The following is a 21,895-nucleotide window of genomic DNA, read 5'->3' as shown; positions in this document are numbered from 1 at the left end:
CCCGGATGCTTCGACGGCTCGGCCGATACCACCGCGGCCATCGGCCACGAGGCCGTGGCCGCCCTGGAAGCAGCCGGTCTCCGGGCCGACTGGGACCGTGACCCCGAGCCATCACCGTCACGCCCCTGGAGTGGCGCCGCCGCCTGGTCGGTTAGAGATCGTTCCCGGAGCGTCAGGGTCGCTGTGGCCGCGGCGCAGGCCCCCCGTGCGGCGGCTGCCGTCCTCGAAGCGCCACGTCGGGGGGCGGTGCGGCCGACGCGTGGCTGCTTGGTGTCGAGGCCGTAGTGGCGGAACGGTCCCCGTGCCTTTCGGTACACGTGAGTCGCCCGTCGAGGGTGCTCATCAGGGCGAAGAGCCGCCGGCGCGTCCCACGGAGGGGGCCGGATTCCGGTGGCCCGCCACCGCCTTGCGGAGCAGGGGAGTGCGCGCCGCCTGCGCGGTCTCGGCCCGCGGGCTCAGGTGAGAGCGGCGACCAGCAGGGCGAAGGCGGCGATGATGACGGCGACGCGGACGTAGTGGAAGCGGGCCCAGCGGTTCATCTGCTCCTTCCAGTCGGCGGGCCGGTTGTCCGGGGTCCACGTCTTGTTCCGGTTGTTGATCGGGACGAGCAGCAGGAGCGACATGATCACGCTGAGGGCCAGCAGCGCGCCGGCGGTGACGACGAGGCCGGTGCGGTGGTGGTGCCATCCGGCGATGGCCCAGAACGCGACGAGGACGAGCGAGCCGATGTACCAGAACGGCATCACGGCGCCGAGTATCCGGCCCCCGTGGGCGTGGCCGAGTTGGCCGCTGTCCCCGGGGAGTGCGTTGAGGATCGGATTGATGACGAAGGCGACGGAGAACTCCACCCCCACCATCACGCCGACGATCACGGTGGTGAAGACCTCGAGTGCGTTGAGCATGATGACCCCTCCCGGAATCTAGCGTTGCTAGGTGATGATGCAACGCTAGTACTGCTGCCGCTCGATTGTCTAGCGGTGCTAGGATCAATTCATGTCGGTACAGGAACGCAAGCAGCGCGAACGGGCGGAGCGCGAGCGCCTCATCGTGGCGACAGCCCGCGAACTCGCCGAGCGGCAGGGCTGGGACGCGGTCACCACGCGCCGGCTCGCCGAGCGCATCGAGTACAGCCAGCCCGTCCTCTACAGCCACTTCCGAGGCAAGCGGGAGATCATCGGCGCCGTCGCTCTGGAGGGTGCTGCCGAACTGGCCGCGGCGGTGCGGGCCGCGGCCTCCGCCGCGGACGGCCCGCGCGAGCGGGTCGCCGCGCTCGCCCGCGCCTACCTCGACTTCGCCGCAGGCAACCCGGCGGTCTACGACGCCCTGTTCCGGCTCGACGGCGGCCTGGCCTTCGCGCGGGAGGACACCCCGCAACCTCTCAAGGACGCCTTCGCCGCGCTGCTGGAGAGCCTGGGCGAGGTCGCCGGGGACGGCGTCCACCCGGGGCTGTTCACCGAGGTGTTCTGGGCGTCCCTGCACGGCCTTGCGACCCTGGCCCGGGCAGGACGGCTGCTGCCGGAGGACGCCACGCGGAGGGTGGAACTGCTGGTGGACCGGCTCGCCGTGGTCTGAATGGTCGGACGCACCGTCCGGGCAGCCGGGGCCCTCCGCCCCCGCTGCCCGCCCACGGCCATCGCTTCTGCTCGGCGCAGCAGGCGAGTTGACGGCCACGCCCAAGGGCGGCAGCCCGCAAGAACCGCCGCACCGTGGCACGCACAGATCTTCCGCGGATCGCGCATCAGCCCCATCGCGCCCCGCAACGAAACCTGCTCTGTCCGGTGTTGACGGCAGAGCACCCGTGCGGAAGCGCAAGGCCAGGCGTATTCTTGAGCAAGGCCGCGATTGCGAATGTGTGCGACGAACCCGACTTTGCAGCCGCAGGCTGGTTCGTGCGTCAACTTCTTGGTGCGGCCGACCGCAGAACCTCCGGTCGAGGTGCGGGAGAGAAGTGCAGCCATACCGGCATCCGTCCGCATCCATGCGTTTCTCGCGTCCGCGGGCGGCATCACAGTTCTTCCGGGAGCGGAAAGTGTCCGACGGAGACGGCGCAGGCGGACAACAGACGTGGGAAAGCCGACTGTTGGACAGGAATTCAGGGCTGCGCGAGTCCGTCGAGTCGCTGCCGGAATTCATTGCCTGGAACGAAGGCTTTCCTCTTGTCGAGGTGGATGCCGAGTCCTTCTGGATCGCGCGAGGTGACCAGCTCATGGACCGTGACCAGATGATAGTCGAGTGGATAAGGCTGTTCCGGCCAGGCTTGTTGAAAAGGGGAACGGAAAATGACGAGTGAATCCGGAGTGCGGCATCCCGAAATTATCATCGACGGCCAGCTGTTCTACCGGGCGGAAGGCGATCTGCTGCTCGACCCCGACGAACTGGACGTCTACACGGAGACACAGAAAGCGCTGCGTGTACAGCGCGACGCCGCCCGGCTTCTGGCCGAGAAGGGAGTCGGCAGCGTCGCCGGACGCACAGGCGTGAACGGGCAGCCGAGCAGCGCGCTCCTCGGCATCGTCCAGGACGGGAAGATCGTCCGCTGGGATCCGGGCACGGTGCTGAAGTACTGCGTCCTGCGGAAGACCTTCCCGCAGGCTGAGTGGTACACGGCAGTCGTGGAGAACATGCTGCGCGCCACCGACGACTGGGCCGCGACCTGCGGCGTGCAGTTCGAACATGTCGTGACCCTGGACGAAAGCGATTCGCTGCACCCGCCCGAAGTCGTCTTCCCCGTACGGCACCTCGACACAGGAGGCCAGTTCATCGCCGCGGCCTTCTTCCCCAACGACCCCGAAAACCGCAGGCGGGTGTTCATCGATCCGTCGTACCACAGCACGAGCTTCGACCGGGTGGGCGTGCTGCGGCACGAACTGGGCCACGCCATCGGCTTCCGCCACGAACACATCCGCTCCGGCGCGCCTGCCATCTGCCCCGACGAACCCACAGACGGCACAGTGGACCTCACGCAGTACGACCCGCAGTCGGTCATGCACTACTTCTGCGGCGGCGTCGGGTCACCTGAGCTCGCCATCTCCGAGCTCGACCGCGTGGGCGCCCAGAGCGTCTACGGGCCTCCGCTGTCCCGCTTCAACCTCCTCGCGGCCTGACGGGACGGGGCCGAGCTCAGCCGCTGCCGGGCGGGTCGGCCGGCAGCGGCTGGACAGGAGCCCCGACAGGCGAGCTGCCGAGCGGCTCGCCTGTCGGGGCTCTCGTCGCACCCCTGGCGGGCCCACCCCTCAGCCATCGTCCTTGACCTGAGCAAGGCGCTGAACGACTCCTCCGCGGCCTCGCGTGCGACGATCCGGCGTCGTCACTCAGGAACTGGCCGTCACCCCCCCGGCCCTGGCACACCCCCCCCGGGCCCCGGCAGACCTGCTCACCATCCGGTCGCCGGCCGAAGCGTCCGCCGCCTGGGAGGCATCGACGCATGCCGTTGCCTCCCAGGCGGCGAGTGTGTGATCAGGGGGGAGACCGTCCGGTCATCCGGTCAGGGACAGGCGGCGCTTCGGCGACGGATCTCGACCGGCTGATCCCGAGCTCAGTTCCCGCGGCGATGCTCCTGCGACTGCTGATGCCGGTCGGGCAAAGCTGTCTCAGCCGTCGTCGAACAGGACCGCGCTGACGATGTCCGCACGAATGTCGTTTCTGGTGCGCTCGGCAAGCCCGGAGTCGGTCGAGTACGCGCTCACCGTGATCCACAGATTCCCCGACTGCGGGACGCAGACCACCGTGGCGATCACGTCACCCGTCCCGCCCATCACTTGGTAGTCGCCGTCGCCGGACAGGTCCCAGAGCTCAAGGCCGTGTTTCCGCATCGCTTGCTCCGCGAAGCTCAGGCCAGTACCGAGAGACGCCGGCTTGGTGAACGTGCCCCAGTGCGCATACATGTGAATATCCCTTCGTGAAAGGCCGGGAGACAGCTCGTACGTCGGAATTCCGGGCCATCGGCTCACGCAGGCATGGGTCCACTGCGCAATCTCTGAGCATGGCCCCCAGCGCGCTCCGCCCGAGAGTGAGCGCCGTCTGAGCACCCGAGTGCTTCCAATGACCGAGCAGTTGGCCGAGCAGCCGCTGCGCCGCGCGTTCCACCGCTGAACGGCGAGCCTGCCTCGCCTCCAATTATAGGAACCCAACAGGCCGGTGTCTCTTCGTGTGACTCCCAAATGATGTCCTCGCCGAACAATGCTCATGACGTGTGGATCGGCCTCGGGCCGGACGCGAAGGGCGTACCCGAGTGGCCGACTTCTGGTCATCGCGTCGGCCGACGTTGCACCGTCGGCGCGGAAGGCACGCCCGTGTTCAGCGTGGTGAATGCCGACGGTTCCACCGAGACCGGCTCCCTGATGGACGACATCGTCCGCGACGGGGCGAGGGCGGATACTGACCGCCGCGCTGGATGCCGAAGCCGACGCCTGCACAGCTGAGTTGGCCGATCGGTGCGGCAAGGCAGGTCGGCGTCCGGTGGTCGGCAACGGCTACCGCCGCGAGCGACCGGCCGGCCCCTGGAGACACGCTGAAATAGCTCAACGAGCCCGGTCGGAATTTAAGTCCATTTGGGCTTATCCAGGCCTTGGTTTGACCTTCCTGATTGCCAGTCATGTGCGCGGAAATCTGGTTCAAAATGTAATCAGCCCAAAATTTGCAGACCATCCGCCCTGGTGTCAGGCTTGTGTCATAGGCACTTACTTCAGGCCTATGCCACTGGCGTATGGGGGCTTGCGCCCGGCAAGGGCGAAATTCCAACACACTCGGAGTGATTCCGATGGGTGAAAACTTGAACTACTCGGCGAAGCTGGGTGAGGAAATCAGGCGACTCGAGGAAGCAGGGATGCGCTGTTCGGCCGAACTGCTGGTCAAGGGGGTCGAGCCGACGCAGGGTTCGTCCTCCTCGGAAGCACCGCCGAAGGATTCCGTCACGGCGGCCGACGGGCACTGGATCGGTTCGCGGGGTGTGCTGACCGCCGAGAACGAGGCAGAGAGCCTGGCGCAGGAACTGAGGCAACGGGCAGCGGGGGCCCCGGACAGCGCTGATTCGAAAGCGGAGCTACTCCAGGCGTGGATCGCCACAGAGCCCTTCCTGTCGCAGGCGGAACTCGACGAACTGCGTCCTGCGGTCCTGGCGCAGATCTTCGGCGGCCAGGAGGACTACGTAACGCTCAGCCGCAACAGTGACGGCGCGCAAGGCGGAGGTTACTAGCATGTCCGTTGTATGCACACTGTGGGTGGACAGAGACTTCCAGGGGCTTTCGAAGACGTCGGACTCCGGGAACTTCAGGTACTACTGGAACAGGTGGGGCGCTACAAATGATGTGTTCTCCTCCATGCGTGCTTGGGGGCAGGGGAACCGTGGGAATGCGTGGGCATTCGAGCACATCAACTTCGACGGTCGGTTCGCCGCGCTCAACGTGGAGAACGGGGCCAGCTCGTGGTGGTCGTACTTCGGTGGCGCTTTCAATGATGTTGTGTCCAGCTCCCTGATCGTCGCGAGGGAACCGAACGACATCGTGGTACCGCTGGGGCAACAGGTGGGTTCCGCCTTCACCTCCCTGTTCGACGCACAGACGGCAGGAACCCGGCTTTCGCGGGTGGGTGGACCGCGGGTGTACGGGACGTTCTTTCCTGATTACGATCCATCGAGAGTCTTCATGACGATCGATCAGAACCTGACCGTATCGGTCCCGTCATGGCCGGACTATTCCGCCAACGTCAAGTACGATGTCGAGTTCTACCTGTCCGGCGGCAAACTGCACGGCTACGCCCGTTGGTCACACGTGTGGGTGGAATCAGGAGTATTCTCTGGTTCGGTCTACGACGGAATCGCACCCGGACTTCACGGGGCGAAGAGCAGTCTCACGTCCGCGATCGAGTCCCAACTGGCGCTGTTCTCCTCGCGGAACTTCGCGGATGTCTATCTCCTCCCCGGGCCTCCTCCCGACATGAGCCAGTTCGGCTTCTTCGCCAAGCACGACGACGACATCTGTCTGACGCTGGTCCCGAGCTGACCGCAGGCACAGCCGTCAACATCCGACCGGAATCGCTCTCCTCGGTAACGAGGAGAGCGGAGAAGACAGGAGACGTCGTGAACCAATACGTGAACCATGGGACCGAGGACAGGATCCTCAATTGCATTCCGTCCAAGGACACCGAACGCGACTGGCAAGCGCGACATGCCCAGGCGGCCGGACTCGCTGCGAGTCCCGACACGGCCCTGCCCGAGGAGATCGATCTCCGGGAACCCTGGTGGAACATCGGAGACCAGGGCACCACAGGCTCATGCGTTGGCTGGGCGACGGCGGACTCCGCGCTGCGCTGGCACTTCACCAAGGCCGACCGCCTGCGCAGGGACGACCCGCTATCGGTCCGCTATGTGTGGATGGCATCCAAGGAAACGGACGAATTCACCACGCAGCCGACGACGTTCATCGAGAGAGACGGCACCAGTCTCAAGGCGGCTCTCGCCATAGCCCGCAGGTTCGGTGTCGTGCGGGACGAGGAGCTCCCCTTCAAGCCGCCTCCGCTCAACTACCCCGGCTACACCGAGACCTTCTACGCCCTGGCGGCACAGATGCGCATCGCCGCCTACTTCAATCTCGGCCGCAACCTGGATGAATGGCGGCGGTGGCTCGGTTCCGGTGGCGGGCCCATCCTGGTCCGCCTCAGCGTGGACCGCACCTGGGACGAGGCCCGGGCCACGCACGGTGAACTGAACCATTACAAGCAGGAGACTGCACGCGGAGGGCACGCCGTCGCTCTCGTCGGCTACACCCGTCAGCGGCGCTTCATCGTGCGGAACAGCTGGGGCACGGACTGGGGCGACAACGGCTACGGCTACGCCTCGGAGGAGTACGCGCAGCAGGCGTTCACCGAGGCCTACGGGGTCTCGCTCGCCTAGGAAGCCATCTCAAGTGGTTCGGTAGGCTGCCGGCTGTGGTGGGGGTCATCTAGCGGCTGGTGCCAGACGAGTTGTGGGAGTTGTTCTGTTCCAGCGGGTCGTGCCGGAGGCTCCGTCGCGACCCCGGAGCGGCGGCCGGCGTCGGCACGCCGGCCGCGATCGTGTTCGTGGCGACATCGGGCTGCACGTGGCAGCAACTGCCCGCAGCATCCTTCGGACGTCCGGGGCAACGGCTCACCGCCGGTTCACCGAGTGGACGAAGGCGCGGGTGTGGGCCAGGCTGCACTGCCCGGCCCTCGATGCACTCGGCTCCCGCGGCGCGCGGCGCGTACTGCTGCTGGCGCAAGGGCTGAGTACACCCGCTCGCTGAGCGAGGAGGCCGCCCTCTCGAAGCCGGCGGCTGCCGCCGCCGCAGGAGAGGGAGCGCAAACGGCGCGGAGGTCTCCGGCCGCTTCTCCTGCTGAGGGATCGGCGGAGGGGCCAGGTCTTTGGCGATGGCCTCGAGCTGTGATGCGGTTCGGCCGCTTGAGGCCTTGCCCCTCGGCCAGGGTCAGCCCATGACTCATGACCGCCTGCGCAGCTTCCGGCCCCTGGGCGGTGATCACGTCCGCCGTCACCGGGCGAGCCGGCGCCCTCGTCAGGTGCTGAGCGAGATCGGGCCCCAGTTCGACGACGCCCGCCGGCGCGCCGTGAGGGCGCCGGGAGCAGGCATGGAACGAAGTTCGCGATCTCAGACCCCCATCCCGGGCCCAGGGTTGTACGAGGAGCAGGGGGCTGTTCCAGCGCGATCGGCCAACGTTCGCGGCACAGGTTCCGAATCCACAGGCGACCAGGGGACTGGGCCCTGCCGTGATCGCCTGACCGGCGCTGATGCCCTTCGATGGCAGACGAATGCGCAGCGCACCGGAGGCCGTGCCGACCTGGCGGCGGACAGCCGTGCTGAAGGGCCTGCGGCGCTGGGGCTTCGTGCCGGTCGGGAATGGGACGGCCGGAGGGGTTGTTGCACAGCATGAACCTGACATGCTCCGGTCAATCCGGGGGTGCGGGTGAAAGGAGGACCTCATGGCACGCAACAGCATGCGTCCCGTCGTCACGCTGAAGTCGACGGCCGGGACCGGCGTCACCTACGTGACGCGCAAGAACCGCAGCAACGACCCCGACCGGCTCGTCCTGCGCAAGTACGACGCACTCGCCGGGAAGCACGTCGCCTTCCGCGAGGAACGCTGAACCACGCTTCCGCCCCGGGCGGACAGCCATAAGGCAGACGGCCATAAGGCAGACGGCCATAAGGAAGGAAACCCCATGAGGCCCCGCATCCATCCCGAATCCCGGCTGGTCGCCTTCCGCGACCGCGCCGCGAACGCCCTCTTCCTCACCCGCTCCACAGCGGTCTCGGCCCGGACGATCGAGTGGGAGGACGGCAACACCTACCCGCTGATCGATGTCGACATCTCATCGGCGAGTCACCCGTTCTACACCGGGACCTCGAGGGTCGTGGACACCGCTGGGCGGGTGGAGCGGTTCGAGCGCCGCTACGGCCCGCGCTCGGCCCCGGCCAGGCCCTGACCACGGGCCGTCGTCCCGACAGGAGGAAGCAGACCATGAAGGTACGTAAGTCCCTGCGTTCGCTGAAGTCCAGACCGGGGGCCCAGGTGGTCCGCCGCCGGGGCGTGGTCTTCGTCGTCAACAAGAAGAACCCCCGCTTCAAGGCCCGCCAAGGCTGACAGCGCCTGCCCGTCCAGCCGGGCCGCACGTCGCGCAGCCGGGCCGCAGTACCCGAGCCTGCTCAGCCGGGCAGAACAACGGCCTGCCCGCCTGGCTGCCCACGTGCCGCCACCCCCGTCAGGAGAAGCCACCGGTGCACAAGCCGGTGTACAGGAGAGTCCCGTTCGTGAGGCCGGGGCTCTCCGCGGCCGCAGCTCGAGCAGCGGCAGCCCCCGGTGCCCTGCCGGGGGATCGGCGGCCGCGTCGGCGGCCGCGTGATCGTCCACAGGCGACTCGCGGCGTGCTTACGGATCCCGGGCCCGGGGAAGTGATGATCTCCATGACGAGCGCGATGCAGAACTACGGTCTCCTCTGGACCGACCCGGACGGCACCCCACAGGCGTCCGCCGGCAGGTACGACAAGCGGTCCGCAAAGCACCGCCGCACCGAACTGAAAGCCGTGGGCTGCACCCGCGTCGAGATCGTGCCGGTCAGGCCCGGCGAGGTTCCCGAGCCGGTTTCCTGAGCGGGGCGGAACAGGCCGGGGCGGGACGGCCTCGGCAAGGGACCCGCACGACGCCTGATCCCTACGAATCATCGATGAACCGGGGTCAGCCGGAGTCGCCTTGGCGGGGCCACCGAACACCGCCCCTGGCCTCACCCGCCCTGGGCCTCACCCGCCGTGTCCTCGCATGCGTTCGCCGCCCGCACCCGAGAACTCGTCGGCCCGGCCCCACCCCAGCAGATGATCCTTCCCGCGGCGCGAGCACGACCCCCGGCATCGGACTCTCACCGGCCGGCAGAGGGCCCCCGGCGCCGGAGCCCCCGGATGCGAAGAAGCCGGGATCAGCCACGGGCGTCGAGCCGGTCACCGGGATCCGGTCAGAGCACCGACAACAGGGTGGCCACCGTGGTGACAACCGCGCACACGGTAAGGGTCAGGCCCAGGCAACGGCGCCGCAGTTGCCGGTAGCGGTGTTCGTACTCGGCACGCAGGGCCAGGCTTCGGGCCGCGATGCGCTCGAGGTCCCGTCGGGCGCGGCGCAGCCTGTCGCCGACGTAATGGCATTCGATCTCCGTGCGCTGCGACGTCGTCAGCCACTCCATCGGCCTGACGAACTCCCGCGCACGCTGCTCCGCTTCCGCGACCTGCGCCTGCCACAGCAGGTATCCCTCCACCGTGTTGCCGAGTTCGCTCGCGGCTCTCCGCTTCGGCAGACCGTTCACCGGGTGCCTCGGCCGCTCATGCGCGGACGCCGTGGGCCTCGGCCTCGGCGATCGCGATATCGGGGTGGTGCAGGTCGAACGCCGGGGATTCACTGCGGACCCGCGGCAGGGTGAGGAAGTTGTGGCGCGGCGGCGGGCAGGAGGTGGCCCACTCCAGGGAGCGGCCGTAGCCCCACGGGTCGTCGACGCCGACCGGCCTGCCGTACTTGGCGGTCTTCCACACGTTGTAGAGGAAGGGCAGCATCGACAGGCCCAGGACGAAGGAGCTGATCGTCGAGATCGTGTTCAGGGCGGTGAAGCCGTCGGCCGCCAGGTAGTCGGCGTACCGGCGCGGCATGCCCTCGGCGCCCAGCCAGTGCTGGACCAGGAAGGTGCCGTGGAAGCCGGCGAACAGCGTCCAGAAGGTGATCTTGCCGAGGCGCTCGTCGAGCATCTTCCCGGTGAACTTCGGCCACCAGAAGTGGAAGCCGGCGAACATCGCGAAGACGACGGTGCCGAAGACGACGTAGTGGAAGTGCGCCACCACGAAGTACGAGTCGGACACATGGAAGTCCATCGGCGGCGAGGCCAGGATGACGCCGGTCAGACCACCGAAGAGGAACGTGACGAGGAAGCCCGCCGCCCACAGCATCGGCGTCTCGAAGGACAGCGAGCCCTTCCACATCGTTCCGATCCAGTTGAAGAACTTCACGCCCGTCGGCACGGCGATGAGGAACGTCATGAAGGAGAAGAACGGCAGCAGCACGCCACCCGTGACGTACATGTGGTGCGCCCACACCGTCACGGACAGACCGGCGATCGAGATGGTCGCGGCCACCAGGCCCATGTAGCCGAAGACCGGCTTGCGGGAGAACACCGGGATGATCTCGGTGACGATCCCGAAGAACGGCAAGGCGATGATGTACACCTCTGGATGGCCGAAGAACCAGAAGAGGTGCTGCCACAGCAGGGGCCCGCCGTTGGCCGCGTCGAAGACGTGGGCGCCGAACTTGCGGTCCGCCTCCAGGGCGAACAGCGCGGCCGCCAGGACCGGGAAGGCCAGCAGGACCAGGACACCGGTCAGCAGGACGTTCCAGGTGAAGATCGGCATCCGGAACATCGTCATGCCGGGCGCGCGCATGCAGATGATCGTGGTGACGAAGTTGACCGAGCCGAGGATGGTGCCGAAGCCGGAGAAGGCCAGACCCATGATCCACAGGTCGGCGCCGAGACTCGGGCTGCGGATCGCGTCCGACAGCGGGGAGTAGGCGAACCAGCCGAAGTCGGCCGCGCCCTGCGGGGTGAGGAAGCCGGCCACCGCGATCAGCGAGCCGAACAGGTAGAGCCAGTAGGCGAACATGTTCAGCCGCGGGAAGGCGACGTCCGGCGCGCCGATCTGGAGCGGCATGATCCAGTTCGTGAAGCCGGCGAACAGCGGCGTCGCGAACATCAGCAGCATGACCGTGCCGTGCATCGTGAACGCCTGGTTGTACTGCTCGTTCGACATGATCTGGATGCCCGGACGGGCGAGCTCGGCGCGCATGAGCAACGCCATCACGCCACCGATCAGGAAGAACGCGAACGACGTGATCAGATACAGGGTGCCGATGGTCTTGTGGTCGGTGGTCGTCAGCCACTTCACCACGACGTTGCCGGGCTGCCTGCCCCTGACCGGCAGTTCGTTCTGGTAAGAGTCCTCGGCTGCCTTGGCACCGTGGGGTTGGGGTTCGTCGAGGATGCTCACAGGTCGTCCGTCTCTCGATGCTCGCGGTCCGCTCACGCCATGCCGTCCGTCACGCGCCATCCTTGCGGGGCGAGGGGCAGCGTCCACGCCCGGAACGGTCGACGGGCGGCCGATCGCGTGACCGAGACACCCGGACGGAGCAACCGTCCCTCCACACGGCCGCCGGGAAACGCGCCGAGCCCGTCCCGACAGCCCCGTCCGGACAGCCCCGCAGGGGGACAGCGACACGGGGAGGCGCACGGCACTCGCCTTCTGCTCGAGCCTTTCGCCGGCGCTCAGCAGGCCTCACCCGGCCGCGTGAAGACCAGCCCCTCCCCACCGACCGGCGCCCCTGAGCGGCCACTCGCGCAGGAGGCTGTGGCTGGCGGTGGCGCAGTAGCCGTACTCGGCCCGTCCAGCCAGCTCAGAGCGTTTGACGGTCCCGCGGGAGCGGCCGCATTCCACCGGTGTGGAGCACACGATCCACACGTCGTCGCTCCACGCGGAGGTGCCGGTGGCCGGCAGCCGGGTGACCCGACCAGCAGCTCGGCGGCCTTGCGCAGCCGCTCTTGGAACGGGCGTGGCGAAGTCACGTGGCCCCGGAGGCGAAGCCGGGCACGGCCTGCACCAGGGTGAGCGTGACCAGCTCGGCATCGGTCAGTTGCGAAGCGGAGTCCAACTCCTTCTTCACACGGTGACGTCGGGCTCCCTGCCTTTATGTGCGCAGCCGGTCGGTCGTGTCTGTCCGCGTCTGCTCAGCAAGGCCAGCGCCGCCAACAGAACGCACCCTGCGGCTTCGACGGCGAGGGCCGGTTCGACCAGGTTCGCGTCGAGAGTCTCCTGGAATCCGAAGAGACCGGAGGTGAGGCTGATGATCAGGGCCACCAGTGTGCCGGCCGCGAAGAGCGCTCCCAGCGTGGCGAGGACGGGCAGGAGGCGGATGGGTGTGATCAGTAGCGACAATGCGAGCAGCCCGGCCCCGATCGCGTTGAGCAGGAACAGCGTGCCGATCGTGTCCAGATAGCGGTAGCCGTCGTACCAGAGGTGGAGATGGATCACGCCCATGGCCGCGACCGTTCCCGCCGCGGTCAGCCGGAGAGCGATGAGCGCGACCGTGCGTTCAGTAGCCATTACCGTCGGTCGTGTTGGTGCCGCTGCCCGTCGAGGCGGTGCCGCCCACGGTGAGTTCGGTCTTCATGCCCAGGTCCTTGTGGCCGTCGACAGGGCAGTAGACCTGGTACTTGCTGCCGTCCTTCAGTGAGACGGTGAGGTTCGCCGACTCTCCGGGTGCCAGCGTCCGCGTCTTGTGTTCCGTTCCGGAGCCCGCGATCTCCATGGCGTGGTCGTGATGGCCGTCGTTCTTGACGGCGAACGTGTAGGTCCCCGCCTTCAACGTCCTCTCGGACAGCTCCATCTTGAAGTCGACCAGTTTCACGTCCACCTGGGTGGTTCCCTGCTTGCCACCCTGCTCCGGGGCTGACGATGGCGAGCCTCCACCGTTGCCGTTTCCGCCTCCGCACGCCACGAGGATGCCCGCCAGTGCTCCGGCGGCCAGCCCGGGCCCGACGTTCCTGCGTACGAACGTCATGAGCGTCGTCGCCATGTCTCGGCCCTCCGTGAGAAATCGTTCCTGACCAGAGATACGGACGGACCGCGCCAGGGGATTTCCGGCAAACGGGAGCAAGCGGGACAATGGGGCCGTGATCCCGCGTGGAACCGGGGGAATCCGTTCGGCGAGGTTCGCCGTATCCACTGGTATGCGGAGATTGGGCCTACCCCTCGGGCGGCTCTCGGACGAGGCACTGCTGGCGGGAATGGCGACCGGCGCCCCGGAGACCGCCCTCGCATTCGTCCGCCGGTTCCAGCGCATGGTCTTCGGTATCGCCATCGCTGTCGTCGACGACCCCCAGCTCGCCGAGGACATCGCCCAGCAGACCTTCGAAAGGGCTTGGCGTCATGCGCAGGTCTACGACTCCCGGCGTGGATCGGTGAAGACCTGGCTGGGGACCATCACGCACAACCTGGCGATCGACGCCGTCCGCGCGCGCAAGGCGACCCCCGTCTCCCCCGAGGATCTCGACGCTCTGCTCGGCATCGTGACCCGGACGCCGGAACAGTGGGCACTGGCCGACGAGGCGGCATCCCGGATACGGGCCGCGGTGGCGGGCCTGCCGCGCCAGCAGGCGCGGGCCGTGGTCATGGCCGGGATCTACGGGATGACCGCACGGCAGATCTCCGAGTTCGAAGGGATCCCCCTGGGCACGGCGAAGACACGGATCAGGACGGCGATGGGGAAACTGCGGACGGTTCTGGAACCCGAGCGAGCCGATCATGACTGACAGGGACTGCGAGTGGCTGAGAGCCGTCGCCGACGAGCTGGCGCTGGGTATCCTCCCCGGTCAGGAGCGCGCCGAGGCCATCGCCCACCTGGACCGCTGTCCCACCTGCCGGAAGCACGTGGAGCACTTGACGTTCGTCGGAGACGGGCTGCTCTCTCTCCTGCCGGGCAGCGAGCCGCCCGCCGGCTTCGAGACACGGGTGACGGACAGGCTGGGCCTGAACCGGCCGGCGCGACGGCGGCGACCACGGGCCGGCGTGGCGGCCGCGGCCGCCGTCGCGATCGCCCTCGGGTTCGGCTTCGGTGGCTGGGCCGTCGGTACGGCCGTCGAGGGAGCGTCGGCTCCCCCCTCGCGGAGTTCGCAGCCCCCCGGCTCGGAGCACGGCCTGCTCGCAGCGTCCCTGCTGGCCCCCGACCACCGCCCGGTGGGCCGGATCTTCGCGTATACCGGATCTCCGGGCTGGGTCTACATGTCGGTCCACCTCGGCCGGGACGGGTCCGGATCCGACTCCCGGGCCGCAGACGCGTCCGAGGCCGCAGGCTCGCGCGACGGATACCCGCAGGCCGGAAAGGTCAGATGCCGACTGGAGCGTACGGACGGCACGGCGGTCCACATAGGGGAGTTCTCCCTCGACGACGCCGGCCGGGGTTACTGGGGAGCCCCCACGCGTGTCGACCCGGCCACGGTGTCCGGTGCCCGGCTGCTGGCAGCGGACGGCTCCGTCCTGGCCACGGCCCACTTCGACGCACGGCACAACCAGTGACCGCAGATCACCCCTCACGCCCGGTCCGGTTCCGCCGAGTCCCCGGACCCCCGCCCGCGCCCCTTTCGCCCGCCGTCGATCCTCGTACGGGTCACGGCGGACACCTGGCAGCGCCTCGCTCCGATGGCCGGCCCCGCCCCGCGGCCCCGCCCCGGAACCGCCGCCCCGGCGCGGTCGACGGGGCCGAGGCCGGGCACGGATGCCGTGCCCGGCCCGGCCCGGACCGGAGCGGTGCCTGCGCCTGGTGGGCGGTGCCGTGACGGACGACGTGGACGCGGCCCGTGCCTGGCGGTATGCGACGGCGCCGGCCGGAGCGGCTGCCCCCAGTTGCACGGGGGCATTCGTGCGCCTGTTCCCTTCACCGTTCGCGGGTGACTATCTCGCAGCCGAGTGCACGAAAATCTATGTTGGCTGGAGTAGACATTGGATGGCGGGCCGGTTATGGTTTCTCTCGTAGCCGAGATCAAGAAGGGCCCGGCAGACACGAACTGCCGGGCAGTGGTTGGCAGTTGTATTGCGCAGGACGGTACGGCGGTGGAGTTCCGAAGCCAGGGTTGTCGCAGGACGGCGACGGGACTGACGGTCGGACCGGGTGGCCCGCAGTGATCAGGGGCCGCCAGGAGCAGTACGGCAGTACCCGCAGTGCGGTTCTTCAGTGGTTCCCCGGTAAAGGCGTCGGCTGCGGGCGCGCGTGCCGGGAAGTTCGGCAGTGGGGTTCCAAGCCAGGGCAGATGCAGGACGGGCGACGGGGCCGGCTGCCGAAGTGCGGCGCTGTCCAAGGCCGCAGCAGTACGCGGTACCGGTAGTTCGCAGGACCAGCAGTATGCAGTGCAGTACCCGCTTGGTAAGTGATTGGCCAGAGGGAAGAACGGAGGAGCCCGCGCCATCAGGATCGCCCGGACGAGTAATGGGTCCGGGTACCGCAGGACATCGATAGTGAGGTGGTCTCCGGTCGAGCAACCGCGATCCCCGCACAGGCCCCCACCCCCCGTGGGCCGGTGCGGAAACAGAAGGCCGGCGCAGTACAAGGGCCGGCAGATGGTGTAGCTGTTCCTTCGGGGCCCTGGTGCCATACGGCACCAGGGCCCCTCAACCGGTTTCACAGAGAGGTGCAATGACAGCAGACGACTCGTTCGACCGGCTCGATGACGACGACTACCCCGCCTACACCATGGGCCGCGCCGCCGACATGCTCGGCACCACCCAGGGCTTCCTGCGCGCCATCGGCGACGCCCGCCTCATCACCCCGCTGCGCTCCGCAGGCGGACACCGCCGCTACTCCCGCTACCAGCTGCGCATCGCCGCCCGAGCCCGCGAACTCGTCGACCAGGGCACCCCCGTCGAGGCCGCCTGCCGCATCATCATCCTCGAAGACCAGCTCGAAGAAGCCCAGCGCATCAACGCCGAATACCGCCGCGCCGCCGAGAACTCAACGGCTGCGGCCTGAACGGGGCGCACCGGCACGCTCGTACGTGGTGACGGCCGTGAGCCGCTCGTGCTCGACAGCGCGATCACCATGATGTCCCGCCCTGTTCGTCTCCGCCCCGGCCCCGCGCCGTGCGGTCCCGGCCGTGCAGTCCCGGGGGAACAGGGGGGCCGTCTCCACGAGCGTGCCTGTCCCGTCTCGAGCGTGAACTGCCGGCCGGCTCACCGAGGCTGCCACGGCCTTGCGCTGCTGACCCGGCACGGGGCCGACCGGCCGGCGTGGGGGTCGTCGGCCGCGACGAGGACGGCAGGCGGGGCCTTCACTGCGATGACGGCGCTCACCCTGGTCTCACCGGCGCGACTCAAGCAGGCAACACCGCGGAATGAGGCCAACAGGTCCTACTCAGGCGGAGGTTGAGTACGTGCACTCATACCCGGTACCCGATGCGCGGCCAGTATGGGTGCAACGGCGCAGTGGAGAGCGCCGGTTGATCCAGCCGAGTCCGTAAGGGGAATTTCCCATGTCGCGTCGTGCCGCTTTGTCCGTGGCTGCCGGTGCCGTCGTCCTCGCAGGTGCCGGTGCTTTCGCCGTCGCCTACGCCGGGGACCAGCCTCCGGCGCTGGCGCACAGCACCGCCCGCTACGCTGCCCCGGACGGCGACCGCAGTGGTTCGTTGACCTTCACCACTGACGTCACGGCGTCTCCCGGCGTCAAGAATGTGAAGGTGCTGGCGTGGCCGGAGAAGTCGTCCTTTGCGAAGAAGGGGCTGACCGCCCAGGACATGGCCGCCGCGGAGCCGGCCGTCTGCAAGCCCTCTGGTGAGGACACCGTGCGCTGCACCTACACCGTCAAGGTCACCGGTTCCGATGCCGAGTCCTCCCCGCGCGGTGTCTGGCACGTCGCGGTCCTGGCCACGGCCAAGGGCGGCGAGACGACGCTGGAGACCAAGGCGGCCAACTTCACCGTTGCGTGATCCGCACGCGCCTGTGATCGTGGCGCGCGTGCAGTCGAGGCCACGGGCCGGGGCTGAAGGGAAGCAGGTCGTGATGCCGGCGAACGAGCCGTGGCGGATGTCGGTCGACGGTGAGGAGTTCGAGGTCGGCCAGCCGGACGGCAGGCCGGGCTCCTACGACTTGACCTGGCTGACGGGGCCCGATCCCCAGTACGGATTCGGGTTCAGCACCCACCCTCCGGTGCAGTGCGGCAGGGAGCAACTCGAGGAATCCATCCGGGAGTTCCTCTCGCAGGTGGATCCCGACACCGGACACATCGAGTGATCCGCCACTCCAGGCGGCGGGCGCAGGAGGCTCGCCGATGGCGAGGCGGTCGGCCATCCGAGCGCCGGCACCGGCATGCACTGTCCTTCCCTCCTGACGGACTGCCCAGACGTGCTCACGTTCTGGGCAGCGCTGCCGTCAGATAGATTTCGCGGATCCTGGCCGCGATGGCCGCCTGAGCGGCGCTCAGGAGAGGGACTGCTTCCGCGAAACGCGCTTCAGCTTCCTCGACGGGGGCCCTCATCAAGGTGCTGGGCAGGAGAATCGCGTCGCGCGCTCGGCCGACCAGGTTTCGCAGCTCTTCGTCGAGGACGAGGTCTTTGAGCATGCGGACTTCCCTATTGGCTTCGTCGAGCGCGTCCGAGTAGCCGTCCGGCAAAAGTGTGCCGGCGTAGTGCCCGGTCTGGCGAGCGCTCATGAGGTCAGCATGGTGAGCTCGTCCAGCGCCCCTGCCTAAAGTCTGCAGGGCCTCGTTGAGGCGCTCGAGGTGGTCGAGTTCGAAGGATTCCCGCCGTTCGATGAGAGCCTTCTCGCGGTCGTCCCGCAACGCTTGGGCCGCGCGGGCTCTCTGCCGCTTCTCGGTTATGTAGTCACGCAGGTAGGTAGAAGCGGGACCGGCACGAGTGCTTTGCTCATTCACTTGGGCCGTCGACCGGCAGCCGAGGCCTGACATCGACCCTGCACCACCGGCGACCGGGGGCTGCGCGGTGAGGGATGCCGCCTCAACTGTTGCCACGCGGCCCAAGCGCATAGAGGCACATCTGCCGGCTCTGCTCACCGCTACAGGCGGTGGCGGGAGTCCGAGCCACTACCCCGGCCCGGCTGTAGGACAGCAGGCCAGTTGTTCTTTGCGGGTTGGGATCGTCACACCTTCTCAATAGTTGTCGTATGGAAAGCTTTCGGTCAACTATCAACGGCGAATACCTCACCGATGACGCGCCGGCTGGGGAGACCCGTCACTCTTCTCACTTTCCGAGGGCTTTGTCCGACTGGAGGGGAAGGGCTGGATTCCGCCCGTATGGCGGACGGGATCACGGGAACAGTCCGATCTCTTGTGCGATTGCCGTGACAAGTTGTGGGCGCCTGGTGGCCGCCGGGGTTGCTGGGATCTGCTTTCTATGGGGGGAAGCCATGCACACGCGTGTCTTCGGCATGCCGTCACAGCGTGCCCGTAAGAGATCCACCCGCCTTCAGGCGCCGGCTTTCGTCACGATCGTCGCACTGTCCGCTTCGCTGCTTGCGGGCGCGAGCGCGGTGGCTGACGAGACCGAACCTGCCACGGTGTGGGGATCGGACAGCCCCGACTTCAGCATGCCGCCAGTGGAAGTCGGCTCGAACAGGCCGGTGGCATCCAAGGCGGCGACCAATCCGACGAGTGATGCTCTTGTGCCCTGGTCGCGTGGCCAGCGCGAGCGTGCCACGGGCGGCTCCGGAAAGGCGAATGCGTCCGTGGCCGCCGGTGACGCAGCGATCCTGAGCGTGGTGCCGGAGGGACAGGGTGACGTCCCCTGGCATCGCTACACCAGCTTCGCGATCACCGACGCACTGACCGCGCGGATCGACTATTCCACCGGCAACCTGATGCTGACGGCGACCGACTTCGATATCGCCGGCGCAGGACAGCGCCTCATGCTGGCGCGGACGTACAACTCGCTGGACGCCCCCTGGGGAAAGGTTGCCCAGCGCTGGTGGCAGCAGTACGAGCGATACCTGTCGATCTCCTCCACCGAGGCGGTGTTCTACGACGCCTCGGGAGCAACCGTCCACTTCACCAAGAACAGCAACGGCACCTTCACCACACCCAAGGGCTACTCGCAGGACCTGAAGAAGAAATCCGACGGCACCTACACGCTCACCAAATGGAAGTCTGGTGCTAAGGACACCTACGACGCGAACGGGACGCTGACCAAGGTCACTGACCGCAACAAGGGCACGATCACCATTGCCCAGCACGACGAAGGCAGCGAGCACAAGGGTTTCAAGCTGACCGACACCCGCTCGGGCCGCTGGATCGACCTCGTCAAGACGAACGCCTCACAGTGGCAGGCCAAGGACAACACCGGCCGCACCGCCGTGTTCAACCTCGACAGCGCGGGTGATCTGGCCGGCACCACCGATACCGAGGGCAAGACCGTCGCCTTCCGGTACGACACCTCCGGCCGCATGGACAAGATCACCACCGCTGAGGGCCGGGTCACCGTCTTCACCTACGACGACACCAACCGCGTCACGTCCATGCTGCGCGGCACTGGCTTCGACAGCGACGGCCACACAGGTCCCACGTGGACCTATGCCTACAGCGCTGGCTCTCCGACCGCGGCGGGTATCACCACGGCGACCGACCCTGAGCTCCACGCCACCAAGTACACCCACGATGGCGACGGCCAGGTCACCGAGGTCCTGGACGCTCTCCAGCACAAGCGTTCCACGAAGTTCGACGCGAACCACAACATCGACACCGCCGTCGACGCGATGGGCTCGGGCACCACCCCGGGCAACGTCACCGATTACGGCTTCGACGCCCGCAACAACCTGGAGACCGCTGTTGCACCGACGGGCGGCAAGGCGGTCCATACCTGGCAGACCATCGCCGGGGGCGACGTGCCCAAGGACTCCACCAACGCCGACGGGGAGAAGACCTCCTTCACCTACGACACGGCAGGCAACACCAAGTCCGTGGCGCAGACGGGAACCGGCGGCGGCAGCGTCTCCTACGACTACAACCCCGCCACCCCCACCTGCGGCGGCTTCGAAGGCCAGCGCTGTGCGCAGAAGACGAAGATGACGTCGACGAAGACGGTCACCACCGACTTCCACTACGACGCCAAGGGCAACCTGGACTGGGCCAAGCCCCCGGCGCCGCTGGACAAGACGACGTACACCTACGACGACCTGGGTCGAACCGAGACCGTCACCGATGCCCGCGGCATCAAGACCGTCTACGCCTACGACAGCCTCGACCGCATCAAGACGGTGTCCTCTACCAACGACACCGTCCGCTACTGGTACGACGGTGACGGCAACCTCACCCAGCGCTCGGACGGCACCGGCACCATCAAGTACGACTTCGACCCGCTCCAGCGGGAGACGGTCCGCCACCTGCAGGACGGCTCCCAGACCCTGCTCGCCTACACCCCGGCCGGAAACGTCGACTACTACCAGGACCCGGTCGGCAAGGTCGACTACACCTGGAACGAGGTCAACAAGCTCACCGAACTCAAGGACCCGCAGGGCCGGTCGACGACGTACAAGTACGACAACAACGATGTCCGCACCACCACCGCCTACCCCGGCGGCACGGTGCAGAAGATCACCCCTGACGCGTCCAGCCGCCCCAAGGCCATCAAGGTCACCTCCGGTCAGGGCACCCTGGTCGACCTGGCCTACACCTACGGCTACGGCACCGACGGGACCACCGACGGCGACAAGATCCGCACCAGCGCCGACGGCGTCACCGGGCTCAAGCGGACCTACAGCTATGACGGGGCCGGCCGCTTCTCCTACGCCAAGGAGGAGAAGGGCGGCACGATCGCCGACTCCTGGCAGTACTGCTACGACCTGGCCGGCAACCTCACCTCCCAGGGCACCGAGCAGGGCTGCCCGCGCGGCACCACCTACACCTACAACGACGCCCAGGAACTCACCGGCAAGTCCAGCACCACGGGCACCTGGTCCTACGACGCGATCGGCAACGAGACCGCCGCGGCCTCCACCGACGACTACATCCGTACGGGCGAGAAGTGGTCGGATCACTCGCAGATGACGTCGATCACGGTGAACGGCAAGACGTACGCGGGACAGTACGGCTCGACCGACCAGAGCGAACGCGTCAGCCTCGGCGACACGTTCTTCCACAACGGTCCGTTGGGGCTGTCCGCCAAGTCGACTGGCGGTGTGGACATGGGCTTCAACCGTGAACCCGGGGGCACGTTGAACTCCATGACGACCGGGGGCAAGACCTACTTCTACCTCACCGACGCGATCGGCAGCGTCATCGGTCTCGCGGACGAGGACGGCAACAAGGTCGACTCCTACACCTACAGCCCCCGCGGCGTGCGCATCCTGGCCCAGTCCACCGAACCGGTCGCCCAGCCCTACCGCTTCGCCGGCAACTACCAGGACCCCACCGGCCTGTACCACCTGCAGGCCCGCTACTACGACGCCAACATCGGCCGCTTCACCCAGCCCGACCCCTCCGGCCAGGAACAGAACCCCTACCTCTACGCCGAAGGCGACCCCGTCAACCGCATCGACCCCAATGGACTGGCATCCTGGGACTCGCTGGGTGTAGTCGGGGATGCAATCCAGGGCGGCTATCACCTCGCAACGGGTGACACCCAGGGGCTGTGGGCGGATGTGGCTGGGGTGGTTGCCGGGGCCGCCTTCGGACTCGTGTGTGAATCAGTCATGATCGGTGGAGCATTGCCTACGGCGGGTGCATTGAGGTTCCCCCGTCATGCGGGAGCCGCTGATCAGCTAGTCAGCAGGGGTTGACGGGTGTTCAGATTCGTTGGTTCGGCCGTCGCCTGCTCGGCGTAGTGCTTCTCCTCGAACTCGATCGGGCTGAG

Annotated in this window: 24 protein-coding genes and 4 pseudogenes; 19 read left to right on the top strand and 9 right to left on the bottom strand. The window is 67.6% G+C overall.

What is annotated here, in order from left to right; all coding sequences use genetic code 11:
* Positions 1 to 3: 3 nt before the first annotated feature.
* Positions 4 to 155: pseudogene (locus tag QQM72_RS40995) on the top strand (DUF6891 domain-containing protein); the annotation flags it as partial.
* Positions 156 to 455: 300 nt separating this feature from the next.
* On the opposite strand, the gene QQM72_RS36490 reads toward QQM72_RS40995, so the two are convergent.
* Entirely contained in the window at positions 456 to 902 is a 447-nt protein-coding gene (locus tag QQM72_RS36490) for a DUF1772 domain-containing protein (RefSeq protein ID WP_314225087.1), read from the bottom strand.
* Positions 903 to 993: 91 nt separating this feature from the next.
* On the opposite strand from QQM72_RS36490, the gene QQM72_RS36485 reads away from it, so the two are divergent.
* From QQM72_RS36485 to QQM72_RS36475, 3 genes are all read left to right on the top strand, one after another.
* Complete coding sequence (locus QQM72_RS36485; RefSeq protein WP_314225086.1) at positions 994 to 1,572, top strand: TetR/AcrR family transcriptional regulator; 579 nt, start codon at positions 994 to 996, stop codon at positions 1,570 to 1,572.
* A 457-nt stretch (positions 1,573 to 2,029) separates the two neighbouring features.
* Positions 2,030 to 2,290, top strand: a complete 261-nt coding sequence (locus QQM72_RS36480; RefSeq protein ID WP_314225085.1) for a hypothetical protein — start codon at positions 2,030 to 2,032, stop codon at positions 2,288 to 2,290.
* Positions 2,280 to 3,104, top strand: a complete 825-nt coding sequence (locus QQM72_RS36475) for a zinc metalloprotease (protein WP_314225084.1) — start codon at positions 2,280 to 2,282, stop codon at positions 3,102 to 3,104. Before QQM72_RS36480 ends, QQM72_RS36475 begins: the two co-directional genes overlap by 11 nt.
* Positions 3,105 to 3,590: 486 nt before the next feature.
* Here the strand turns inward: QQM72_RS36475 and QQM72_RS36470 are convergent, their stop codons facing one another.
* On the bottom strand, positions 3,591 to 3,884 hold the full coding sequence (locus QQM72_RS36470; RefSeq protein WP_314225083.1) for a hypothetical protein: 294 nt from the start codon (positions 3,882 to 3,884) through the stop codon (positions 3,591 to 3,593).
* A gap of 408 nt (positions 3,885 to 4,292) precedes the next feature.
* On the opposite strand from QQM72_RS36470, the pseudogene QQM72_RS41060 reads away from it, so the two are divergent.
* The 9 genes and pseudogenes from QQM72_RS41060 to QQM72_RS36430 form a co-directional block, all read left to right on the top strand.
* Positions 4,293 to 4,488 (top strand): annotated as a pseudogene (locus QQM72_RS41060) (IS256 family transposase); the annotation flags it as partial.
* A 271-nt stretch (positions 4,489 to 4,759) separates the two neighbouring features.
* On the top strand, positions 4,760 to 5,194 hold the full coding sequence (locus QQM72_RS36465) for a hypothetical protein (protein WP_314225082.1): 435 nt from the start codon (positions 4,760 to 4,762) through the stop codon (positions 5,192 to 5,194).
* A gap of 25 nt (positions 5,195 to 5,219) precedes the next feature.
* Positions 5,220 to 5,999 carry a hypothetical protein gene (locus tag QQM72_RS36460; protein ID WP_314225081.1) on the top strand — a complete coding sequence of 260 codons (780 nt, stop codon included), beginning with the start codon at positions 5,220 to 5,222 and terminating at the stop codon, positions 5,997 to 5,999.
* 77 nt (positions 6,000 to 6,076) lie between these two features.
* Positions 6,077 to 6,889 carry a C1 family peptidase gene (locus QQM72_RS36455; RefSeq protein WP_314225080.1) on the top strand — a complete coding sequence of 271 codons (813 nt, stop codon included), beginning with the start codon at positions 6,077 to 6,079 and terminating at the stop codon, positions 6,887 to 6,889.
* A gap of 73 nt (positions 6,890 to 6,962) precedes the next feature.
* Positions 6,963 to 7,208 (top strand): annotated as a pseudogene (locus QQM72_RS36450) (transposase); the annotation flags it as partial.
* 743 nt (positions 7,209 to 7,951) lie between these two features.
* A complete protein-coding gene (gene rpmG, locus QQM72_RS36445; protein ID WP_314225079.1) occupies positions 7,952 to 8,116 on the top strand; it encodes a 50S ribosomal protein L33 in 165 nt (54 codons plus the stop codon).
* A 75-nt stretch (positions 8,117 to 8,191) separates the two neighbouring features.
* Entirely contained in the window at positions 8,192 to 8,455 is a 264-nt protein-coding gene (locus QQM72_RS36440; RefSeq protein ID WP_314225078.1) for a type B 50S ribosomal protein L31, read from the top strand.
* Positions 8,456 to 8,490: 35 nt separating this feature from the next.
* The gene (gene ykgO, locus QQM72_RS36435) at positions 8,491 to 8,613 is read left to right on the top strand and encodes a type B 50S ribosomal protein L36 (protein WP_020132570.1); all 123 of its coding nucleotides are present in this window, start codon (positions 8,491 to 8,493) and stop codon (positions 8,611 to 8,613) included.
* 311 nt (positions 8,614 to 8,924) lie between these two features.
* The gene (locus QQM72_RS36430) at positions 8,925 to 9,119 is read left to right on the top strand and encodes a hypothetical protein (protein ID WP_314225077.1); all 195 of its coding nucleotides are present in this window, start codon (positions 8,925 to 8,927) and stop codon (positions 9,117 to 9,119) included.
* Positions 9,120 to 9,475: 356 nt separating this feature from the next.
* Here QQM72_RS36430 and QQM72_RS36425 read toward each other — a convergent pair whose 3' ends face one another.
* The 5 genes and pseudogenes from QQM72_RS36425 to QQM72_RS36410 all read right to left on the bottom strand — a co-directional run bounded on the left by QQM72_RS36425 (position 9,476) and on the right by QQM72_RS36410 (position 13,125).
* Positions 9,476 to 9,820 carry a cytochrome C oxidase subunit I gene (locus tag QQM72_RS36425; RefSeq protein WP_314225076.1) on the bottom strand — a complete coding sequence of 115 codons (345 nt, stop codon included), beginning with the start codon at positions 9,818 to 9,820 and terminating at the stop codon, positions 9,476 to 9,478.
* A gap of 16 nt (positions 9,821 to 9,836) precedes the next feature.
* Positions 9,837 to 11,543 carry an aa3-type cytochrome oxidase subunit I gene (gene ctaD / locus QQM72_RS36420; protein ID WP_399079939.1) on the bottom strand — a complete coding sequence of 569 codons (1,707 nt, stop codon included), beginning with the start codon at positions 11,541 to 11,543 and terminating at the stop codon, positions 9,837 to 9,839.
* Positions 11,544 to 11,873: 330 nt separating this feature from the next.
* A pseudogene (locus tag QQM72_RS41055) lies at positions 11,874 to 12,186 on the bottom strand (IS982 family transposase); the annotation flags it as partial.
* A gap of 23 nt (positions 12,187 to 12,209) precedes the next feature.
* Positions 12,210 to 12,653 carry a hypothetical protein gene (locus QQM72_RS36415; RefSeq protein WP_314225075.1) on the bottom strand — a complete coding sequence of 148 codons (444 nt, stop codon included), beginning with the start codon at positions 12,651 to 12,653 and terminating at the stop codon, positions 12,210 to 12,212.
* Positions 12,643 to 13,125 carry a cupredoxin domain-containing protein gene (locus tag QQM72_RS36410; RefSeq protein ID WP_314225074.1) on the bottom strand — a complete coding sequence of 161 codons (483 nt, stop codon included), beginning with the start codon at positions 13,123 to 13,125 and terminating at the stop codon, positions 12,643 to 12,645. Before QQM72_RS36410 ends, QQM72_RS36415 begins: the two co-directional genes overlap by 11 nt.
* Positions 13,126 to 13,279: 154 nt before the next feature.
* Between QQM72_RS36410 and QQM72_RS36405 the strand changes: the two genes are divergently transcribed.
* The 5 genes from QQM72_RS36405 to QQM72_RS36385 all read left to right on the top strand — a co-directional run bounded on the left by QQM72_RS36405 (position 13,280) and on the right by QQM72_RS36385 (position 17,327).
* Positions 13,280 to 13,861: an RNA polymerase sigma factor gene (locus tag QQM72_RS36405; protein ID WP_266564146.1), complete on the top strand. Its 582-nt coding sequence runs from the start codon at positions 13,280 to 13,282 to the stop codon at positions 13,859 to 13,861.
* Positions 13,854 to 14,624 (top strand): hypothetical protein, encoded by a 771-nt coding sequence (locus tag QQM72_RS36400; RefSeq protein ID WP_314225073.1) that lies wholly within the window; start codon positions 13,854 to 13,856, stop codon positions 14,622 to 14,624. The genes QQM72_RS36405 and QQM72_RS36400 overlap by 8 nt, the downstream gene beginning before the upstream one ends.
* A 1,114-nt stretch (positions 14,625 to 15,738) precedes the next feature.
* Positions 15,739 to 16,071, top strand: a complete 333-nt coding sequence (locus tag QQM72_RS36395; RefSeq protein WP_314225072.1) for a MerR family transcriptional regulator — start codon at positions 15,739 to 15,741, stop codon at positions 16,069 to 16,071.
* A 499-nt stretch (positions 16,072 to 16,570) separates the two neighbouring features.
* Positions 16,571 to 17,023, top strand: coding sequence for a DUF5707 domain-containing protein (locus QQM72_RS36390; protein WP_314225071.1), 453 nt, complete (start codon positions 16,571 to 16,573; stop codon positions 17,021 to 17,023).
* A 73-nt stretch (positions 17,024 to 17,096) separates the two neighbouring features.
* Positions 17,097 to 17,327 carry a hypothetical protein gene (locus tag QQM72_RS36385; protein WP_314225070.1) on the top strand — a complete coding sequence of 77 codons (231 nt, stop codon included), beginning with the start codon at positions 17,097 to 17,099 and terminating at the stop codon, positions 17,325 to 17,327.
* 115 nt (positions 17,328 to 17,442) lie between these two features.
* Here QQM72_RS36385 and QQM72_RS36380 read toward each other — a convergent pair whose 3' ends face one another.
* Positions 17,443 to 17,745 (bottom strand): hypothetical protein, encoded by a 303-nt coding sequence (locus QQM72_RS36380; protein ID WP_314225069.1) that lies wholly within the window; start codon positions 17,743 to 17,745, stop codon positions 17,443 to 17,445.
* 772 nt (positions 17,746 to 18,517) lie between these two features.
* Positions 18,518 to 18,748, bottom strand: coding sequence for a hypothetical protein (locus QQM72_RS36375; protein WP_314225136.1), 231 nt, complete (start codon positions 18,746 to 18,748; stop codon positions 18,518 to 18,520).
* A gap of 28 nt (positions 18,749 to 18,776) precedes the next feature.
* Here QQM72_RS36375 and QQM72_RS36370 point away from each other — a divergent pair, with 28 nt between their 5' ends.
* Positions 18,777 to 21,821 (top strand): RHS repeat-associated core domain-containing protein, encoded by a 3,045-nt coding sequence (locus tag QQM72_RS36370; protein WP_449657442.1) that lies wholly within the window; start codon positions 18,777 to 18,779, stop codon positions 21,819 to 21,821.
* The last annotated feature ends 74 nt before the right edge of the window (positions 21,822 to 21,895 follow it).

The organism is Streptomyces zaehneri (assembly GCF_032248645.1).
Classification (GTDB): domain Bacteria; phylum Actinomycetota; class Actinomycetes; order Streptomycetales; family Streptomycetaceae; genus Streptomyces; species Streptomyces coriariae.
Note: the sequence above shows the minus strand (reverse complement) of the source record. Positions and strands in the feature narration are given on the sequence as shown.

Coding starts and splice junctions, on each gene's coding strand:
- QQM72_RS36385 (WP_314225070.1), top strand. CDS start 17,097: ATGCCGGCGAACGAGCCGTGGCGGATGTCGGTCGACGGTGAGGAGTTC.
- QQM72_RS36410 (WP_314225074.1), bottom strand. CDS start 13,125: ATGGCGACGACGCTCATGACGTTCGTACGCAGGAACGTCGGGCCCGGG.
- ykgO (WP_020132570.1), top strand. CDS start 8,491: ATGAAGGTACGTAAGTCCCTGCGTTCGCTGAAGTCCAGACCGGGGGCC.
- QQM72_RS36415 (WP_314225075.1), bottom strand. CDS start 12,653: ATGGCTACTGAACGCACGGTCGCGCTCATCGCTCTCCGGCTGACCGCG.
- QQM72_RS36490 (WP_314225087.1), bottom strand. CDS start 902: ATGCTCAACGCACTCGAGGTCTTCACCACCGTGATCGTCGGCGTGATG.
- QQM72_RS36400 (WP_314225073.1), top strand. CDS start 13,854: ATGACTGACAGGGACTGCGAGTGGCTGAGAGCCGTCGCCGACGAGCTG.
- QQM72_RS36380 (WP_314225069.1), bottom strand. CDS start 17,745: ATGAGCGCTCGCCAGACCGGGCACTACGCCGGCACACTTTTGCCGGAC.
- QQM72_RS36440 (WP_314225078.1), top strand. CDS start 8,192: ATGAGGCCCCGCATCCATCCCGAATCCCGGCTGGTCGCCTTCCGCGAC.
- QQM72_RS36430 (WP_314225077.1), top strand. CDS start 8,925: ATGATCTCCATGACGAGCGCGATGCAGAACTACGGTCTCCTCTGGACC.
- QQM72_RS36395 (WP_314225072.1), top strand. CDS start 15,739: ATGACAGCAGACGACTCGTTCGACCGGCTCGATGACGACGACTACCCC.
- QQM72_RS36470 (WP_314225083.1), bottom strand. CDS start 3,884: ATGTATGCGCACTGGGGCACGTTCACCAAGCCGGCGTCTCTCGGTACT.
- rpmG (WP_314225079.1), top strand. CDS start 7,952: ATGGCACGCAACAGCATGCGTCCCGTCGTCACGCTGAAGTCGACGGCC.
- QQM72_RS36465 (WP_314225082.1), top strand. CDS start 4,760: ATGGGTGAAAACTTGAACTACTCGGCGAAGCTGGGTGAGGAAATCAGG.
- QQM72_RS36475 (WP_314225084.1), top strand. CDS start 2,280: ATGACGAGTGAATCCGGAGTGCGGCATCCCGAAATTATCATCGACGGC.
- QQM72_RS36405 (WP_266564146.1), top strand. CDS start 13,280: ATGCGGAGATTGGGCCTACCCCTCGGGCGGCTCTCGGACGAGGCACTG.
- QQM72_RS36390 (WP_314225071.1), top strand. CDS start 16,571: ATGTCGCGTCGTGCCGCTTTGTCCGTGGCTGCCGGTGCCGTCGTCCTC.
- QQM72_RS36485 (WP_314225086.1), top strand. CDS start 994: ATGTCGGTACAGGAACGCAAGCAGCGCGAACGGGCGGAGCGCGAGCGC.